This window comes from Paeniglutamicibacter gangotriensis Lz1y (genome assembly GCF_000348945.1).
GTDB classification, from domain to species: Bacteria; Actinomycetota; Actinomycetes; order Actinomycetales; family Micrococcaceae; genus Paeniglutamicibacter; species Paeniglutamicibacter gangotriensis.
This window is the reverse complement of sequence record NZ_AOCK01000012.1, coordinates 141,286-159,667: the sequence shown is the minus strand read 5'-3', so window position 1 is coordinate 159,667 and position 18,382 is coordinate 141,286. Positions and strand designations below refer to the sequence as shown.

16 protein-coding genes are annotated in these 18,382 nt (G+C 65.2%); 6 read left to right on the top strand and 10 right to left on the bottom strand.

Annotated elements, in window-relative coordinates; genetic code table 11:
- The first annotated feature begins 84 nt into the window (after positions 1-84).
- Positions 85-714: a vitamin K epoxide reductase family protein gene (locus ADIAG_RS17760; RefSeq protein WP_007272814.1), complete on the top strand. Its 630-nt coding sequence runs from the start codon at positions 85-87 to the stop codon at positions 712-714.
- An 88-nt stretch (positions 715-802) separates the two neighbouring features.
- Positions 803-1,171, top strand: a complete 369-nt coding sequence (locus tag ADIAG_RS21700; RefSeq protein ID WP_007272813.1) for a ribosomal maturation YjgA family protein — start codon at positions 803-805, stop codon at positions 1,169-1,171.
- 15 nt (positions 1,172-1,186) lie between these two features.
- On the opposite strand, the gene ADIAG_RS17750 is transcribed toward ADIAG_RS21700, so the two are convergent.
- From ADIAG_RS17750 to ADIAG_RS17725, 6 genes are all read right to left on the bottom strand, one after another.
- Positions 1,187-1,705, bottom strand: a complete 519-nt coding sequence (locus ADIAG_RS17750; RefSeq protein ID WP_007272812.1) for a hypothetical protein — start codon at positions 1,703-1,705, stop codon at positions 1,187-1,189.
- A gap of 188 nt (positions 1,706-1,893) precedes the next feature.
- On the bottom strand, positions 1,894-2,310 hold the full coding sequence (gene ndk / locus ADIAG_RS17745; RefSeq protein ID WP_007272811.1) for a nucleoside-diphosphate kinase: 417 nt from the start codon (positions 2,308-2,310) through the stop codon (positions 1,894-1,896).
- Between the two features lie 50 nt (positions 2,311-2,360).
- Positions 2,361-2,822: a DUF4233 domain-containing protein gene (locus tag ADIAG_RS17740; RefSeq protein ID WP_007272810.1), complete on the bottom strand. Its 462-nt coding sequence runs from the start codon at positions 2,820-2,822 to the stop codon at positions 2,361-2,363.
- 2 nt (positions 2,823-2,824) lie between these two features.
- Positions 2,825-4,189: a bifunctional folylpolyglutamate synthase/dihydrofolate synthase gene (locus tag ADIAG_RS17735; RefSeq protein WP_007272809.1), complete on the bottom strand. Its 1,365-nt coding sequence runs from the start codon at positions 4,187-4,189 to the stop codon at positions 2,825-2,827.
- The gene (gene ileS, locus ADIAG_RS17730; protein ID WP_007272808.1) at positions 4,186-7,491 is read right to left on the bottom strand and encodes an isoleucine--tRNA ligase; all 3,306 of its coding nucleotides are present in this window, start codon (positions 7,489-7,491) and stop codon (positions 4,186-4,188) included. Before ileS ends, ADIAG_RS17735 begins: the two co-directional genes overlap by 4 nt.
- Positions 7,492-7,675: 184 nt before the next feature.
- Positions 7,676-7,879, bottom strand: a complete 204-nt coding sequence (locus tag ADIAG_RS17725) for a hypothetical protein (protein ID WP_007272807.1) — start codon at positions 7,877-7,879, stop codon at positions 7,676-7,678.
- A gap of 9 nt (positions 7,880-7,888) precedes the next feature.
- Here ADIAG_RS17725 and ADIAG_RS20520 point away from each other — a divergent pair, with 9 nt between their 5' ends.
- On the top strand, positions 7,889-9,622 hold the full coding sequence (locus tag ADIAG_RS20520) for a DUF222 domain-containing protein (protein ID WP_007272806.1): 1,734 nt from the start codon (positions 7,889-7,891) through the stop codon (positions 9,620-9,622).
- A gap of 61 nt (positions 9,623-9,683) precedes the next feature.
- Positions 9,684-9,875 (top strand): hypothetical protein, encoded by a 192-nt coding sequence (locus tag ADIAG_RS17715; protein ID WP_007272805.1) that lies wholly within the window; start codon positions 9,684-9,686, stop codon positions 9,873-9,875.
- Positions 9,876-10,043: 168 nt separating this feature from the next.
- Here the strand turns inward: ADIAG_RS17715 and ADIAG_RS17710 are convergent, their stop codons facing one another.
- The 4 genes from ADIAG_RS17710 to ADIAG_RS17695 all read right to left on the bottom strand — a co-directional run bounded on the left by ADIAG_RS17710 (position 10,044) and on the right by ADIAG_RS17695 (position 13,508).
- Positions 10,044-10,412, bottom strand: coding sequence for a DUF898 family protein (locus ADIAG_RS17710; protein WP_007272804.1), 369 nt, complete (start codon positions 10,410-10,412; stop codon positions 10,044-10,046).
- A gap of 126 nt (positions 10,413-10,538) precedes the next feature.
- Positions 10,539-12,248, bottom strand: coding sequence for an alpha/beta hydrolase (locus ADIAG_RS17705; RefSeq protein WP_007272803.1), 1,710 nt, complete (start codon positions 12,246-12,248; stop codon positions 10,539-10,541).
- A gap of 10 nt (positions 12,249-12,258) precedes the next feature.
- Positions 12,259-13,029, bottom strand: coding sequence for an SDR family oxidoreductase (locus tag ADIAG_RS17700; protein ID WP_007272802.1), 771 nt, complete (start codon positions 13,027-13,029; stop codon positions 12,259-12,261).
- Between the two features lie 113 nt (positions 13,030-13,142).
- Positions 13,143-13,508 carry a DUF488 domain-containing protein gene (locus ADIAG_RS17695; RefSeq protein ID WP_149620582.1) on the bottom strand — a complete coding sequence of 122 codons (366 nt, stop codon included), beginning with the start codon at positions 13,506-13,508 and terminating at the stop codon, positions 13,143-13,145.
- A gap of 176 nt (positions 13,509-13,684) precedes the next feature.
- Here ADIAG_RS17695 and ADIAG_RS17690 point away from each other — a divergent pair, with 176 nt between their 5' ends.
- Together ADIAG_RS17690 and valS are read left to right on the top strand one after the other, a co-directional pair.
- A complete protein-coding gene (locus tag ADIAG_RS17690) occupies positions 13,685-15,397 on the top strand; it encodes a glycoside hydrolase family 13 protein (RefSeq protein WP_007272800.1) in 1,713 nt (570 codons plus the stop codon).
- Between the two features lie 115 nt (positions 15,398-15,512).
- Complete coding sequence (valS, locus tag ADIAG_RS17685) at positions 15,513-18,140, top strand: valine--tRNA ligase (protein WP_043475850.1); 2,628 nt, start codon at positions 15,513-15,515, stop codon at positions 18,138-18,140.
- Positions 18,141-18,382 lie beyond the last annotated feature (242 nt).

Below are 18,382 nucleotides of genomic sequence, written 5' to 3'. Positions count from 1 at the left end.
GATTAGACTTTTGTTCAGGCGGGCCACCTTGTCGGTGCCCGCATGATGCCTGCATCGACCACCGCCACCAGGGAGCGCACCACCATGAGCACGTCCGACACCTCTATGCAGCCACGCGACGAGGCCACGGCGCCCCGCATGGTCAGGGCCAGGGGCTTCGGCCTACTCCTGGTGCTCACCGGCGCGGTGGCCTGGATCGCTTCGGGCATCTTGGTGCTCGAACGTATCGCCCTCTACAAGAACCCCGACTACGTCACCTCCTGCGACTTCAACCCGTGGGTCTCTTGCGGCACCGTCATGAAGTCCACCCAGGCCGCGTTGCTGGGCTTCCCCAACCCGTTTTTGGGCGTCGTGGGGTTCGGCATCGTGATCACCATTGGCATGGCGTTGCTCGCCGGGGCCCGATTCGCCCGCTGGTACTGGATCGGCGTGCAGATCGGGGTTTCCCTGGCGATGGTGTTCATTATCTGGCTCTGGTCGCAGGCCCTGTATGAGATCAACGCGCTGTGCCTGTACTGCATGATCGTGTGGGCGATGATGATCCCGATGTTCCTCTACACCACCGCGCGCAACATCGCCCATGGCGTGATCCCCGCCTCCGCTGCGGTGCGCCGGGCCGTCGCCGAGTGGACCTGGGTGGCCACAACCGTGCTGCTGGTGCTCACCGCGGCCAGCATCGTGCTGCGCTTCCCCGGTGCCTTCTTTGGCGCCTGAGCCGTTGGCCGGTTCAGCGCCCTTATCGGAGCAACTCCGGTCTCCCGCCGCCACCGCGCATCGGCGCCGCCTGGGTGCTGTCGCCTGTGTGCTACCGGTCATCGCCTTGGGCCTGGGCGCCAGGTTCCTGGGCTCCGGGCTGGCCGCAGATCTGTCCGGCGGGGTCATCTACGCGGTGCTGATCTATGTGTTGGCAACACTGCTGCGCCCCCGCGCGGGGCAGGCGGCAAACGCGGTGGCGGCGTTGGTGTTCTGCGTGCTCATCGAGCTGCTGCAACTCACCGCGTTTCCAACGAGCCTCGCCGCGGTGTTCCCGCCGGTGCGGCTGGTGCTGGGCACGACCTTCGTCCCGCTGGACTTGCTGGCCTACGCCATCGGCAGTGCACTGGCACTTGGTCTGGATCTGTTGGCCGGAGGATTGCTGCGCGCCCGCCGCGCCCGCACCGCGACGGACTGAGCCTCGAGAGGGCACCTACGGCCGGATGGCGCTCCAGCTGGTTTCCCCTGCGGCGCCGGGCGAGGGTCTGAATCCCAGCTCTGTTTCGGGCAGGATGCCGGCTCCGGCGGCATCGTCCGTGGAGCAAAAGTCCAGTGCGCTCCGCTCTGCCAGCATAATGGCTGCGACCTTGGTGTCCCGGGCCAGTAACAGTGCTCCGCGCGCCTCGTTATCCAGCGGCAGTGCGTCCGTTCCGTCCCAGGCGAAGCCCAGTGCCAGATCGACGTCATCGGTGTCCATGTAGGGGCAGATGGCCACTGCGCGGTCAAAATCGTGCACCTGCCCGTAGATTTCACCGAGGGACACGTGGCCGGTGGCGGAATCCTTCAGGGCATCTTGAAGCAGCCGCGGGTCCGCTTGCGGGGTTTGGGACAGGGCGGCCTGCGCGCCGCATCCTGCCAGCAGCAACGCGCCGGTGCTCAACATTCCGAGCAGCAGCGCCCCGCGGGCCATCGCCCCGTGCCCCTGCTTGACTGCCGTGTTCTTTGTCGGCATGTTCCGGGAACTCCTCATCGGTCTTAAGGCATCGCGGTTTCCCTGATACCCCTGATCATCAAATACGAACGCGGCCACCAAGGGGTTCGCGCACAGGCAAAAGGTCCGGCCCGCAACTTTCCTTGGAATGCTGCGGGCCGGACCCGTGGTGAGGACTTGCTGGGGCACCGCGGGCGGTGCCTGAAGCGTTAGGCGAACCAGATACCGATTTCACGTGCTGCGGATTCTTCCGAGTCCGAACCGTGGACCAGGTTCTGCTGGACCTTCAGGCCCCAGTCGCGGCCCAGGTCACCGCGGATGGTGCCCGGAGCTGCGGTGGTCGGGTCGGTGGTGCCGGCCAGCGAGCGGAAGCCGGGTATCACGTTCTGGCCCTCGGCGATGATCGCCACGAGCGGGCCCGAGGCCATGAACTCGACCAGCGGCTCGTAGAACGGCTTGCCCACGTGCTCCTCGTAGTGTGCCTCGAGCTGTTCGCGGGTCGCCGAAACCTGCTTGAGTTCGGCGATCTCGTAGCCCTTGGCTTCGATGCGGGACAGGATCTGACCGGTCAGCTGACGCTTGACGCCATCGGGCTTGATCAGGATCAGGGTGCGTTCAATGGCCATGGAGGCGGCTCCTTCGTTTTGAGTGGTGCTTGATGTCGTTTGGCTTAATTCTACGGTTGGGCGTCGCCGGCGTCGGGATCATCCTGCGGGTGTGCCGCATCCCAGGCAGCCTGTTCACGGGCTCGACGTGCCGTCTCCACGTCCATGGTCCGCCCCTTGGTGATCGCGTACCACCAGGTGGCGGCGAACGCCGCGCCGATGAAGAACATCGAGGTCAGCAGGAACCCGGAGAAGATGAACAGCAGCTGCAGGGCCCATCCAATGGCGTATCCCAGCGGTTTTTTCAGCAGCGCGCAGGTGAAAATGCATACCAGCGCGACCACCGCGCCGGCGCCCAGGATCAGCCCGGGAGCCAGCTCATCGCGTTTGAGCCCGAAGAGTGCCAGCGCCACGAAGATGGCCAGGAAAGCCTCGAGCGTGAGCACGGTGGAGGCGAACATCACACGGGTCGAGCGCGGTTTCTTCGGCGTCCCGGGGCGCCATTCGCGTTGCGCCTTCGTCATTTTTGCCATGCTTATTCCCCTCCCAGCAACATCCGGGCCTCGCCCACCAGGGTGATCGAGCCGGTGACCAACACGCCGCCGCCGAAGTCCTCGGAGGCTTCGGCGCGTCCCACGGCCCATTCCAGGGCGTCGTCCAGGCGCTCGGTCACGTAGATGTCTCCCTCGTCAAACCCGGCATCCAATGCCATGCGTGCCAGTTCTCCGGCAGGGATGGACCGCGGGGAATTGGACTGGGTGATGGCGATGTCCTCGGTGAGATCCAGGTAGGCCTCGCGCAGTTCGGCGAGCATTCCTTCGGCGTCCTTCTCGGCCAGAATGCCGATGACCAGCACCAGTTTGGAGAACCCGAAGGACTCCTTCACTGCCGCCGCGGAGGCACGGATCCCGTCGGGGTTGTGCCCCGCGTCCAGCAGCACGGTGGGGGCCTTGCGAATCACCTCGAGGCGACCGGGGCTGGTGGCGGCACCGAAGCCCTCCATGACCAGGTCGTGGTTCAGCTCGGTTTCCCCTCCCCCGATGAAGGCCTCGACCGCGGCCAGGGCCACGGCGGCGTTCTGCCCCTGGTGCTCCCCATGTAAGGGCAACAGGATCCCGGGGTAGCTTCCGGCCAGGCCCTTGAGGTCAAGCTGTTGTCCGCCGACGGCGACCGTGCGGTTCTCGATGCCGAACTCGACGCCCTCGAACCGGTAGGGAACCGCGGTTTCCCGGGCCTTCTCCAGCAACACCTGGGCGGCGGCTGCCGGTTGCGCGGAGGAGATCAGGAACCCGCCGGGCTTGATGATCCCGGACTTCTCCTCCGCGATCAGCTCCACGGTGTCCCCGAGCAGGTCGGTGTGATCCAGCGAGATCGGGGTAACCACCGAAACCTGCCCATCTCCGACGTTGGTCGCGTCGGTGATCCCGCCCAGTCCCACCTCGATGATCGCCACATCCACCGGGGTGTCGGCGAAGACCGCGAAGGCCAGGATGGTCACGGCCTCGAAATAGGTCAGCCGGTTCTCGCCGTTGGCCAGCAGCTCGTCGTCGACAATCTGCAGGTAGGGGCGGATCTCGTCCCAGATCCGCACAAAGGTCTCATCGTCCACGGACTCCCCGTCGATCGCGATGCGTTCGGTGACCGAGACCAGGTGCGGGGAGGAGTAGCGCCCGGTGCGCAGATCGTGGGCGCGCAGCAAGGATTCGATCATCCGCGCGGTGGAGGTTTTCCCGTTGGTGCCGGTGACATGGATGATCGGGAAGGCATGGTTCGGCTCCCCCAGGATCTCCATGGCCCGGCGCATCGGTTCCATGCGCGGTTCGATCTTGTTCTCCGGGGCGCGTGCCAAAAGCTCGGCGTACACGCTCTGCACCGAGAACTTATCAAAGGTGTTGCTCATGTGTTCGGTCCCATTTCCTTGTCGGCTGCTTCGGCCTGGGCCACGGTTTCGACGCTGATAACCGGCGCCGTCCCCGTCGCCCCGGTGACCAGGACCAGCCCGGTGCTGAGCGTTTCGCCCTTGATCAGTTCGGTGTTGGCTCCCAACGCCTCCACGGTGGCGGCGTCGGCGGTGATCTGGGTGCGGATCCTATCCGAGACTTGCAGGTCGGCGTCCTTGCGGGCCGACTGGATGGCGCGGATCATATCCCGTGCCGTGCCTTCGGCCGCGAGTTCCTCGGTGACCTGCGTGTCAAGGACCAGGAAGCCGCCGCCGGGCAACACTGCTGCGGCGATGGAATCCTCGCCCGCGGCGGCCGAGACCACCGTTTCGAGCGTGTATTCGTGGGATTCGAGTTCCAGTCCCCCGGCGGTCACGATGCCTGCATCGTCCACCGACCAGTCACCTGACTTCGCGCCCTTGATCGCCAGCTGCACGTTTTTGCCCAACCGCGGGCCGGCGGCCCGGGCGTTGACGACCAGCGCCTGGCTGATGCCGTATTCGGCGGCGTTGGCCTCTGCGGCGTCGATCAGCGTGAGGCTGCGCAGGTTCAGTTCGTCCTTGATGATGGAGGCGAAGGTGCCTTCAAGTGCCGCGGCGTTGGGCACCGCGACGGACATGCCGGCCAGCGGCAGGCGCACCCGCAGGTTCGCTGCCTTGCGCAGCGAGGAACCGACCGAGGCGATCTTTCGGGTGGTTTCCATGGCGGCGACCAAATCGTCGTTGCGCCCGAACATCTCGGCCGTCGGCCAGGGAGCCAGGTGCACCGAGCGTTCCCCGGTGAGGCCGCGCCAGATTTCTTCGGCGGCCAAGGGCAGCAGCGGGGCGGCGACCCGCGTCAGGGTCTCCAGCGCGGTGTAGAGCGTGTCGAAGGCGCTGGTGTCCTCGTCGAAGAAGCGCTGGCGGCTCCGGCGCACGTACCAGTTGGTCAGCGTGTCCATGTAGGCGCGGATGGTTTCGGCGGCATCGGAGATGTCATAGGCGTCGAACTTCGCGGTGGTCTCGCGGACCAGGTCCCCGGTGGCTGCCAGCATGTAGGCATCCAGCGGGTCGCTGGCACTGTGCACCAGCTTCGCCTGGTAGCCGGCGCCGTGGTTCGCGGCGTTGGTGTACAGGCAGAAGAAGTGCCAGACGTTCCACATCGGCAGCAACACCTGGCGCACGCCCTCGCGGATGCCCTGCTCGGTGACCACCAGGTTGCCGCCGCGCAGGATCGGGGAGGAGAGCAGGAACCAGCGCATCGCATCGGAGCCGTCGCGGTCCAGCACCTCGTTGACATCGGGGTAGTTCTTCAGCGACTTGGACATTTTCTGTCCGTCGGAGCCCAGCACGATGCCGTGGCTGATCACGTTCTTGTACGCGGGGCGGTCAAAGAGCGCGGTGGAGAGCACGTGCATGGTGTAGAACCAGCCGCGGGTCTGTCCGATGTACTCGACGATGAAGTCCGCCGGGTGGTGGGTGTCGAACCATTCCTTGTTCTCGAACGGGTAGTGCGCCTGGGCGTAGGGCATCGACCCGGAATCAAACCAGACATCGAGCACATCCTCCACGCGGTACATGGTCCCTTGCTCCGCGCAACCCTCATGGGCTTTGGTGAGCTCATCGATGAACGGGCGGTGCAGGTCAGGCTGCCCCTCGTGGTTGCGCGGCAGGCGGCCGAAACCCTCCTGCAGCTGCGCCAGCGATCCGTAGACTTCGCGGTGGGTGCACTCGGCGCCGTCGCATTCCCACACCGGGATCGGCGATCCCCAGTACCTGTTGCGTGAGATCGACCAGTCCCGGGCGTTGGCCAGCCACTTGCCGAACTGCCCGTCCTTCACGTTCTCCGGGATCCAGTTGATCTGCTGGTTCAATTCCAGCATGCGGTCCTTGACCTTGGTGACCTCGACATACCAGGAGGAAATCGCCCGGTAGATCAGCGGGGTGCGGCAGCGCCAGCAGTGTGGGTAGGAGTGCTCGAAGGAGGCCTGCTTGATCAGCTGGCCCGCGTCCTTGAGCACGGTGGTGATGATCTTGTTGGCCTCAAAGACCTGGACCCCGACGATTGTCTCCAGCTCGCCACCGGCAAAGACCGGCAGGAACTTCGCGCCCTCGTCAATGGACAGGATCACCGGGATCCCTGCGGCCTCACAGATCTTCTGGTCTTCCTCACCGTAGGCCGGGGCCTGGTGGACGATGCCGGTGCCGTCGGTGGTGGTGACGTAGTCGGCGACCAGCAGCTGGAAGGCGTGTGCGGTGTTCCAGTTTTCGGTGTCGGTGAAGGTGTCCCAGAGCGGCGCGTAGCGCAGTCCGGCCAGCTGATTGCCGGTGTACCGTGCGGTGATCGCGTCGTGGGCGGCGGCCGAATCGGCGTAGCCCAGGTCCTTGGCGTAGGCGCCGAGCAGGTCTTGAGCAAGCATGAACTCGCCGGTGGCGTTCGAAGCCTTGATCCCGTGTTCTCCGGCGGGCAGCACCACGTAGCTGACCTGGGGTCCCACGGCCAGGGCCAGGTTGGTCGGCAGGGTCCAGGGGGTGGTGGTCCAGGCCAGGGCCTGGACTCCGGCCAGCTGCTTGGAGATTTCCGATTCTCCGGCGAGCAGCTTGAAGCCAACGGTGACGGTCTGGTCCTGACGGTCCTTGTACACGTCGTCGTCCATGCGCAGCTCATGGTTGGACAGCGGAGTCTCGTCCTTCCAGCAGTACGGCAGCACTCGGAAGCCCTGGTAGGTCAGTCCCTTGTCGGACAGCTCCTTGAAGGCCCAGATGACCGATTCCATGTATTCGACGTTCAGCGTCTTGTAGTCGTTCTCGAAGTCGACCCAGCGCGCCTGGCGGGTGACGTAGGCCTGCCATTCGTCGGCGTACTTCATCACCGAGGTGCGGCAGGCGTCGTTGAACTTGTCGATGCCCATCGTCTCGATCTGCACCTTGTCGGTCATGCCCAGCTGCTTCATGGCCTCCAGCTCGGCCGGCAGTCCGTGGGTGTCCCAGCCGAAGCGACGCTCGACGCGGTGACCGCGCTGGGTCTGGTACCTGGCGACCAGGTCCTTGACGTACCCGGTGAGCAGGTGCCCGTAGTGCGGCAGGCCGTTGGCGAAGGGAGGCCCATCGTAGAAGACGAACTCGTTGGCACCGTCGATGCCGGCATCGCGGGCATCAATGGAGGCCTGGAAAGTCGAGTCGTCCTTCCAGTAGGAAAGAACCCGCTCCTCAATCTCCGGGAAACGGGGAGAGGACGGCGTGGTGCCGTGCGGGTCGGTCGAGGCCTTGGGGTAGCTGGTCATCTGCGGCAGTCCTGGTGATCGAAGGCGCGTGTGCGCTTAGGCGTTCTCCAACACAGGGACGATTCCCAGTGATTGGTCACTGGGCCTCGCGGTACCACCCCGCTTGCCGTTTCTGCACCGGAAGATTCCCTCCGGCCGGATTGGGCCGCTCGTTAACTGCTGTGACGGGCTTACCCGCTTGGTTCTACTTGGTTTCTCTCGCGCGTGGGCGAAGTGACCGTTCCTCCAAGGACTCGCCGGTGATTGCCGGGTCGACGTCGTATGGGTACCAGTCTAGCGCCACCACCGGCGCACCGGAGAATCCGCAGGTATCCGCTAGGGCCCACCTCACAAAATACTTATCCACAGATTCGTCGCCGCCGCCCCATGGCGCGCCCCGGCGATGCATGCTTGTTCCATGACCACCCTGCCGGCACTCGTTGCAGCCGGGCTCCAGACGCTCACGGCGCTCCTGCCCCGCCCAGCATCCACACCCTCGTCCCAGCCCCCCAAGGCCGGGACCGGGGTCGATGCGCTGCGTGTGCTCGCGGTCCTGATTCCGCTGCTGCGCGAGGTCCTGGATCGGGCAGCGGCCGAGGTCACCACCTCCCCGGTTCGGGCCGCGGCACTGCTGCAGCTCACCGAGTCGCTGTACCGGCAGGCCGGCTACGGCCAGCTGCTCGCGGCTTCCCACGGCGCCGACGCGCAGCTGCACACCATCACCGAGGAGCCGTTGGCGGAACTCAACGAGCTACTTCGGGATCCCGTTGCCTTCGCCGACGGGGCCGCGCTGCCGGCCGATGCCACCACGAAGCCCGGCTGCAAACCGCTGTACCGCGACACCACAGATTTTTTGGCCGACGCGTTAAACCTCACGCACTTCCAGGCACAACACCGGGCGCAGAGCGCCGAAAACCTGTTGCCACACACCGGGTTCAACGGGCGAACCATCGCACCAAAGTTCCCGCTGCTGGGCCAGGTGCTCAGCGACGGCGCCGCGGATCCCAAGGCCCTGGCCACGCTGGCCACCAAGTTCGAGAACCTCTCCCCGGAGGGCACCGGCTCACCCGAGGCTCTGAGCAAAGCCCGCGAGTTGGAGACAGAACTGGCCGAGGCAGCCCGCACCCGAAATGCCCAGGGCACCACCAAATTGCTCAAGGACCAGGCCCGGCGGCTCGATGAAGAGGCCTCGGCAAACCGGCAGGAAACGCAAGACCTGTTCGTCGGGGCCTACTTTCTGGGCCACACCCGCAAGGGCTACGAGTACAAGGTCATCACCACCGCGGAGGGCCACGAATTGCTCGCCACGGCCGCCGACATCCTCAACAGCCCCCGGACCCAGGCAGGAACCACCCCCGATTCCTCCGGCCCGGACGCCGCACCTGAACCGGCCCCGATTCCCGAGTGGGCAGTGGACCCCGGCACGCCCCTCGAGCAGCGCCCCGTCGCCGGGTTCACCGACCTGGGGCAGCCCGTGGAACTTGATCCTTCCGTCGAACTTCGCCCCGGAGAGGGGATCGAGCAGGCCTTGAGCCGTCAGCGGGCCCGCCGTTTGCACCAGCTCATCCTCGATTCGGTGCGGATCACCACCAGCCCCGCCGAGCCAGGAGCCGATGAGGGGTACGGGCTCGATGAGCAGCTACCGCTGGCACCGAACGTCACCCTGAATGTCACCATCGATCTGGAGACCTTCCTCGGACAGCTCGGGGCCTCCGGAATCAGCGACCGCGGCGAGGATATTTCGGCGGCCAGTTGCCGACGGTTGGCCTGCAATGCGGGAATCATCCCGATTGTCCTGGGCGGCACCGGGGTCCCGCTGGAACTTGGGCGCAGTCGAAGATACTTCAATCGGGCCCAGCGCCGGGCCATCGCGGTTCGCGACAAGGGATGTATCAACCCCGGGTGCACCATGAGGATCGGCCGATGCGAGGCGCACCATCTCGACGAGTGGAACGGCGGAGGTCTGACCAATGTCTCACGTGGCTGCTTGCTCTGTCCGATGTGCCATCAGGGGTATCACAGCGGAAAATTTCGGATCGTGATGGTCAACGGGCACCCGCACGTGATCCTGCCCAGATCCAGGGATCCGCTCCAGCTGCCGCGACGCAATTGGATCTTCCATCCCAACTCCATTCCCGCCGAGGCCGCTTAGCCCTCGCGGCTTTGGCCGCGCCGCCCGCAGGCATGTGTCCGGCCCCCGATGAGTATCCAGCGTGCTGACCTATCCTTGGGGCATGGAGATTTCACGGTGGATCGGGATGGTGCTCAGCGTCGCGTTCCCCGCATGGCTGCTCTTTTGGGCGGTCGTCCGCTTCCACCAGCGCAAGAAGAGCCCGTCTATGAACGCCGCGAGACTCGATGGTGGCATGTACCAGCCCAACGCCGTGGCCGCACCGGTCACCTAGCAGCAGGCTGGCCGCATCGCACAGGTACCGATCACCTTGGACATCGATGCCGACGGCCGCGCCCCAGCAGCTACCGGGCAGCCGGCGGACCAGGCAGAGCAGACCGCAAAGCTTCAGAAACCCGACACCGAGAGCTGACTCTCCCGGCTTTTTGGCCCCGTCAGGTCGTTAGGCAAGCACCGTGTGCTCGACCTTCCAGGCCGTCAGGCGCGGGTACACCCAGAAGCTGTAGATGCCTAGGGTGATGATGCACAGCAGGAACCATTTGATCCACAAACCGAAGATGCCCCATCCCGTACCGGTGAATTGCAGCGGACGCCCGAGCAGGAACGTGTTGTTGGCGCGCCAGCGTTCCACCAACACCACGGCAAACGGGTAGCAGAACCCCAACGTCAAAACCGTGATGAGTACCCCGAGTAGTTGGGTGCCGAACCAGTTCGCAGCCCCACCACGGAAGACGAAGATCGGGACGCCCGGAGGGATGCTGCCCAACGGCGTGAGCGCTTGGCCCGGCTGCTGGTTTCCACTGACATACATGCTCACGATGATTCCCCTTGGTTGATGTACGGCTGCTGACCGGATGCCGGAAGTGCCGTCCTAGTCCTTGAAACATACCTGGGCACACCCACGCGTTGCCGACAGGTCGGCTCCGTGCCGGGAGGACTACTCCCAGATGGGGTCGTGGGTGTCGATCGTTTCAAGGACCGCCTGGATGGAGGCAAGCTGGGCGTCGCTACGTCCGTGTCCGGGCAACACCTGCGCCCAGCCGTCGAGCGCTACGTCCCCGAAGTTGTGCCCGTGGCTCGGCGGGACGGCCTCGCTGACAAGCATGTCGGTGACCAGGTGCAGGAACGTCACCCCGGGAATCCAGCGCATCGCATCGCTCACATCCGACCCACGGCCACCCTCTACCGCGGGCCCCGCCAGCCATTCGGGACGCTGGTAGATCACCGAGGCATCAAGCCAGGTGATCGGGTCGGTGGCGTGCTGGAGGTAGCCGACGCGCGGCTGGTTCCACGTTCCCGCGAGGTTCGCGAAGTCCCCAGGCTTGGATTGCCATCGAACCGAGGCACCACCCCGGTAGGTCGGTTGCCAGATCGGTGTGTCGGGGTCTCGTGCCGCCTGCAGGGTGCGCCACGGCTGGGAGTTTGATGGTGGCCCGGTGAACAGCGCAGCATCGGTGCGATCGAGCAAGTCCCCAAGATCGGCGAAGTGCCCCTGCATGCCTTGGGCGCCAAGACTCAGCCCGTAGACGGCAAGCTTCGGCCGATCGCTGGCAGGAAGCTGCTTCCAGCGGGCATGGACGGCATCGAAGAGCGCGCTGCTGGACTGCGTGGACAGTTCGGGCGCGAAGAGGAACGAGACCCAGCTGGGCTGGAACGAGTATTGCATCGAAGCCGTCGCTGTGTCACCTGCGTAAAGGTATTCAAGTGCGGCGATGGCCTGCGGTTCGAGCCAGCCGGAGCCGGTGGGCGTGGCAACCAACAGCACCTCTCGTTCGAATGCTCCGGTGCGCTCGAGCTCGCCGACCACCAATTCGGCACGCTCCGCCAGATCGACGCCCTGACCCAACCCCGCATACACGCGGATCGGTTCCGTGGCGTCGCTGGCACCGACCCGGGCAATGGCTGCCGCGCTTGGGCCGCCACCGACGAAGGCACGACCCTGGCGCCCCAACCTGTCCCAGGCCAGTATGGAGTCCGGCGAACCAGAACGGAGGGGGAGCTCCGGACGGCGGCTGCCCTCCAGCGTTTGTGCATCGCGTGCGGCATAGATTGATCCCACGGCACCCAGGCCCGCGCCGACAAGCCCCGCCACCAGCACAAAACTGGCAAGCAGACCGGCGAGCAGTCCCATGGCGCGGGCCCGTCCAGGTCCGGAACCCCTGCGCCGAGCCCACCGGGCTGCCATCACACGCAGGGCACCGATACCGCGGAAAATCCAGTAGCACAGCGACATGGTGACGACCATGGCGATTAAGAAACGCAGATGGCCAGCACCGTCGACCGGGCCCATCTCCACCAGCGCACGAACCTCGTTCTGCCAGGAAACCACCAACCCCGAATAAATGACGACGTACAGCACCAGCAACATCGTCGCCAGCACCAGTAGGCCGGTGCGACTGGCGGAGTGCAGCGGACGCGATGCGGGGAACCACCGTCGAGTCCGGATCCTGCCGAGCAGCCAGGAACCCACGCGGTGCACCGGCGTGCCCAGACCATAGCCGATCATGAACCACAATCCGGACAGGAATCCTTGGAATACGGTGGGGCGAGGGACCAAAGATGGGGTCAAAGCCAACGACGCCAGCAGCAGCCCGCAGACAACCCCGGTCAGAGGTATGCCACTGATGGCGGGCGGCTCACTCCTCATGGTTAGGCCACTAGTCCTGGGTGCGTACCAGTTTGTGTGCCGCGGCCTGCGCCACCGGCCGAACCACGATTTCGTCAAGGTTGATGTGGTGCGGCAGGTTCACCGCATAGGAGATGATATCGGCGATGTCGGAGGCGGTCAGCGGTTTTTCCACGCCGCTGTAGACGGCTTCTGCCGCCTCGGCGTTCCCGCCGGTGCGGCGCAGGGCAAATTCCTCGGTGTGCACCAGCCCGGGCAGCACCTCAATGACCCGCAGGTTGTTGGTGACTTCCTCAAGCCGCAGGGCCTGGGTCAGCGCCCGCTGTGCGGCCTTGGCGGCGTTGTATCCGGCGCCGCCTTCGTAGCTGACCAGTCCTGCGGTCGATGTCAGGTTGAGCACCGTCCCCTCACCATGGGCGCGCAGCATCGGCAAAAAAGCGCGGGTGGTTTTCATGGTGCCCATGACATTGGCCTGAAGCATGAAGTCCCAGTCCTCGTTCTTGGCCTCGGCGAGGTACGAGGTGCCGCGGGCTCCGCCGGCAACGTTGATCAGGGTGTCGATGCCACCGGCTGCTTCCACCGTCGCAAGCAACGCCGCTACCTGCGCATCGTCGGTCACATCCGCTGTGATCGGAATGGCTCCGGTTTCATCGGCAAGCTCCTGGAGCCGGTCCGCGCGCCGGGCCACGGCGAAGACCTTCCACCCGGCTTGGGACAGGGCCCGGGCGGTTGCCTGCCCGATTCCACTCGAGGCTCCGGTGACTACTGCTGCGTGCTGGGTGCGTGAATTCGTTGGTGACATGACTAAATCCTATCCAGCGGCCCCAACCGTGCCCAACTGGGATGTCGATTCATTCCGCGTTTCTTCCCTGGGTTACTTCCCCGTTCAGCCCTCGGGGTTCCCGCCACCGGGTGCTAGGCCGCCTGCTGCGCCTTGATGAGGAAATCGATGAGCACCACCGCGTGGTTGTGTACCGTGTCCCGAGCCGCATAGACAAGCACCACGTCCTCATGCTCGTCGGCCAGTCCCAACAGCCGCTCGGCGCCGTCGGCCGCGGATCCGATCTCCAGCTCCTGACGGTAGTGGTCGGTGAATTCGGTGAACCTCTCGGCCTTGTGGCTGAAGGCCACCCGCAATGGGGTCGAGGGAGCCGCATCCTTGGCCCAGTCGTCGATCGCTGCACGCTCCTTGCTCAGTCCGCGCGGCCAGAGACGATCCACCAAGATCCGATAGCCGCCATCGGCAGGTTCGTAGGCGCGCAACAAGCGAAAGGTTCCCATAAGCATATTTTAGGCCTGTTTTGGTACTTCATCCAGTGGAACGCCCCCGTGGCGAGGTGTCGAGCGCTTGCGTTCCGAGCCGCTGGGAAGCTGCGGATATGCCGGTGATCAGCATCACCTCGACGCATACTTGAAGCACCGCAGCACTCAATACTCTGAGAGGATCCCCCCGACCCATGGACCGCCAGCTTTCCCCGACGCGCCCGGCAGCCGAGCCCGAGACCCGCAATAATGCCGATTGGTGGCGTCAGGCCGCCGTGTACCAGATTTACCCGCGCAGCTTCGCCGACGCCAACCATGACGGACTCGGGGATCTGCCCGGGGTCACCTCGCGCATCGGCTACCTCAAGGAGCTGGGCATCGACGCCATCTGGCTCTCCCCGTTCTATCCCTCGGCGCTGGCCGATGGCGGGTACGACGTCGATGACTACCGCAACGTCGATGCCCGGCTGGGCACGCTGGCGGACTTCGATACCATGGTCGCCGCCGCCCACGAGGCAGGACTGAAGGTCATCGTCGATGTGGTGCCCAACCACAGCTCCAACCGGCACCGGTGGTTCAGCGAAGCGCTGGCCTCCGCCCCCGGTTCCCCTGAACGCGCCAGGTACCACTTTCACGAGGGGCTCGGTGAACAGGGGGAGTTGCCGCCCTCGGATTGGCCTTCACACTTCGGCGGCCCCGCGTGGACCCGCGTCACCGAAAGCACCGGGGCCAACGCCGGGGATCCGGGCCAGTGGTACCTGCACCTTTTTGCCTCCGAACAGCCGGATTTGAACTGGGAGAACCCCGAAGTACGCGAGGACTTCCACACGACGCTGCGCTTCTGGGCCGATCGCGGCGTGGACGGATTCCGCGTCGATGTCGCCCACGCCCTGGCCAAGGACATGTCCCTCCCGCTTCGTTCCAAACCCTCGCTTCAGATCCTGCTTGACGACGGGACCGACCCGCTCTTTGACCGCGACGAGGTTCACGAGATCTTCGCCGGTTGGCGGCAGGTGCTCAACGAGTACGACCCACCACGCGCCGCGGTGGCCGAGGCCTGGGTCCCCTTCACCCACCGCCGCCTGAAATACGCCCAACCCACTGGCCTGGGGCAGGCCTTCAACTTCGATTTATTGCAGGCTCCTTTCGATGCCGGCGAGTTCCGCGGCATCGTGGCCAGCTGCCTGGCGGAGGCAGCGGCCTCCGGCGCGTCTTCCACCTGGGTGTTTTCCAACCACGATGTCATTCGCCACCCCTCACGCTATGCACTGCCCGACGGCACCGATGCCCAGGCGCTGGACGCGTGGCTGCTCAACGGCGGCACCCACCCACAGCCGGATCCGGCCCGCGGGTTACGGCGGGCCCGGGCGGCAACGCTGTTCATGCTGGGACTGCCCGGGTCCGCCTACCTGTACCAGGGTGAGGAACTAGGACTCTTCGAGGTCGCAGACCTACCCCTCGATGCACTCGAGGACCCCACCTGGTTCCGCACCGGAAACCGGATCAAGGGCCGCGACGGCTGCCGGGTGCCGCTGCCGTGGGATGCGGGCCAAGAAAACCACGGTTTCGGCGGCACCCCCTGGCTGCCCCAGCCTGCCTGGTTCGCTGCACACGCCGTCACGGAACAGGACGGGGTACCCGGTTCCACCTTGGAGCTCTACCGCGATGCCTTGGCCTGGCGCAGGAAGTTGCAGGCCGCCGAATCATTGGAGTGGCTCTCTGCCTCCGGGGATCCGCTGTTGCACTACCGGCGCCCCAACGGCTGGGAAGTGCTCACAAACTTCGGTACCGAGCCGGCACCCTTGCCCGTTAGTGCTGAAGCTTCACGCATCGTGCTGGCCAGCGGCCCCGTCGCCCGTCCCCCTCAGCAGATCCCGGGCGAGACAACACTCTGGTTGGCCCCATAAGCCCGCTTCCGTCAGCAGAACCCCGTTGAGGCCCGCGGCACCCCCCATGCGGTGCCGCGGCCATCACACCCGCACCAATGCCCGAACCCGTCCGGGACATGGAAGAATGGACGCCATGGCAGAAGATACCTTGGGCACAGACACGCCCGTCACAGTTTCAGTTCCGGACAAGCCCGTTTTGGAGGGCCTGGAGGAACGCCTTGGCGCGCGTTGGCGCGAACAAGGCACCTACAAGTTCAACCCCGAGACCACGCGCGAGCAGGTCTACTCGATCGACACTCCCCCGCCGACGGCTTCCGGGTCGCTGCATGTGGGGCACATGTTCTCCTACACACAGACCGACGTGCTGGCCCGCTACCAGCGGATGACCGGCAAGAACGTGTTCTACCCGATGGGCTGGGACGACAACGGCCTGCCCACCGAGCGCCGCGTACAGAACTTCTATGGTGTGCGTTGCGACCCGACCTACTCCTACGTCGAGGGCTACAAGCCTCCGGCGACCCCGGCGAAGAACCAGCGCGACTGGGACGTGGTGAGCCGCAAGAACTTCATCGAGTTGTGCGAAGTGCTCGCCGTCGAGGACGAGTTGGTCTTCGAGCAACTCTTTAGCACCCTGGGATTGTCGGTCGACTGGGACTTGACCTACCGCACCATCGACGACGTCTCGCGCGCCGTCTCGCAGCGCGGCTTCCTGGCCAACTTGAACGCCGGCGACGCGTACATGGCCGAAGCCCCCACCCTGTGGGACGTCACCTTCCGCACCGCGGTGGCCCAGGCCGAGCTCGAGGACCGGGAGGTGCCCGGCGCCTACTACCGCTACCCGTTCACCGCCGAAGATGGCATCCAGATCTTCATCGAGACCACCCGCCCCGAGCTTCTGGCCGCGTGTGCAGGTTTGGTCGCGAACCCAGATGACGAGCGCTACAAGCCGCTCTTCGGCAAGACCGTCACTTCCCCGCTCTTCGATGTGCCGGTCACCGTCTACCCGCACTCGCTGGCCAAGGCCGACAAGGGCTCGGGAATCGCGATGGTGTGTACCTTCGGAGACCTGACCGACGTAACCTGGTGGCGCGAGCTGCAACTGCCCACCCGCGCCATCATCGGCCGCGACGGTCGCGTCATCGCCGACACCCCGGAATGGATCACCACACCGGCCGGGATCGAAGCCTACGAGTCGATCGCCGGAAAGACTGTCTTCTCCGCCAAGGAGGGCGTCATTGCCCTGCTCAACGCCGCCAATCTGCTGGATGGTGAGCCGAAGAAGATTTCCCACCCGGTGAACTTCTTCGAAAAGGGCGACAAGCCCCTGGAGATCGTTTCCTCACGCCAGTGGTACATCCGCAACGGCGGTCGCGACGAGGAACGCCGAGCACGCCTGATCAAGCGCGGCGAGCAAATCGAATTCCATCCCGCGTTCATGCGCTCGCGCTACGAGAACTGGATCTCCGGGCTCAACGGCGACTGGCTGGTTTCCCGTCAGCGCTTCTTCGGAGTGCCGGTTCCGGTCTGGTACCCGCTCGATGCTTCGGGCGAGCCCGACTACGAGCACCCGATCCTGCCCACGGACCAGATGCTTCCGGTTGATCCGGCCGCGGACACCGCACCGGGCTACGAGGAATCGGCCCGCAACACCGCCGGCGGGTTTGTCGGCGACGCCGATGTGCTCGACACCTGGGCGACCAGCTCGATGACCCCGCAGATCGTGGGCCGCTGGAGCCGCGACGAAGACTTCTTCAACAAGGTCTTCCCGTTCGACCTGCGTCCGCAGGGTCATGACATCATCCGCACCTGGCTCTTCTCCACCGCGGTTCGTTCCGACGCGCTGCATGATGTTGCCCCGTGGAAGCACGCGGCGATCTCCGGTTGGATCTTGGACCCGGACCGCAAGAAGATGTCCAAGTCCAAGGGCAACGTGGTGGTCCCCACCGACGTACTGGCCGATTACGGCTCCGACGCGGTGCGCTACTGGGCCGCCAGCGCCAAGCTGGGCGCGGATACCGCGTATGAGATCAACCAGATGAAGATCGGCCGCCGCCTGGCGATCAAGATCCTCAACGCCTCCAAGTTCGTGCTCAATCTGGGTGCCACGCAGGACAACGTCATCGTCAATGACGCCTCGGTGGTCACCAACGGGCTGGACAAGTCGGTGCTGGCTCGCCTGTCGCAGGTCATTGATGACGCCACGCGCGCCTTCGATGCTTACGACTATGCCCGTGCACTGAACATCACCGAGTCGTTCTTCTGGTCGTTCACCGACGACTATGTCGAACTGATCAAGGACCGTGCCTATGGTGCCCGCGGCGAGGCCGAGCAGGCCAGCGTCCTGACCACCCTGGCCACCACACTGGATGCGGTGTTGCGTCTCTTTGCCCCGTTCCTGCCCTTCGCTACCGAAGAGGTCTGGGGCTGGTGGCGCGCCGATTCGGTACACACGGCGCCATGGCCGGGATCGGCCCACCTGGCCGAGGCCATCGTCGGAGCAAATACCGCAGTACTCCCGGTTGTCGGCGAGGCCCTTTCGGGCATCCGCAAGGCCAAGTCCGAAGCGAAGGTCAAGCAACGCACCGAGGTGCTCTCCGGTGTCATTTCCGCACCGGAGGCAACTCTTGAGCTGTTGCGGGCCGGCCTGGGCGACCTATTGGCCGCGGGCAACGCGCACGACGTGACGCTAGTTGCTGCCGACGGTGATTTGACCGTCTCGGATGTGGTTCTGGCCCCGGCCGAGGACACAGTCCAAGCCTAGCTACGCAGGGTTACCGCACCGCGGGGGCCCCAGCAACGAGGGCGCTGCGCCTCTCCCCTAGAGGGATGGGCACAGCGCCCTCGTCGTCTTGCCGTCGAAGCAACACTTCCCCTACGTTGAGTCACGCCACCTGATGGCGGACAGAGGGGAAGCCCCTTCGGCTGACAAACCAATGTCGGAGGGGCTTCGACTCGGTGGTGATCCTCGTACAGCGTTGACTTGGAGAACCGAACAAAACCCTT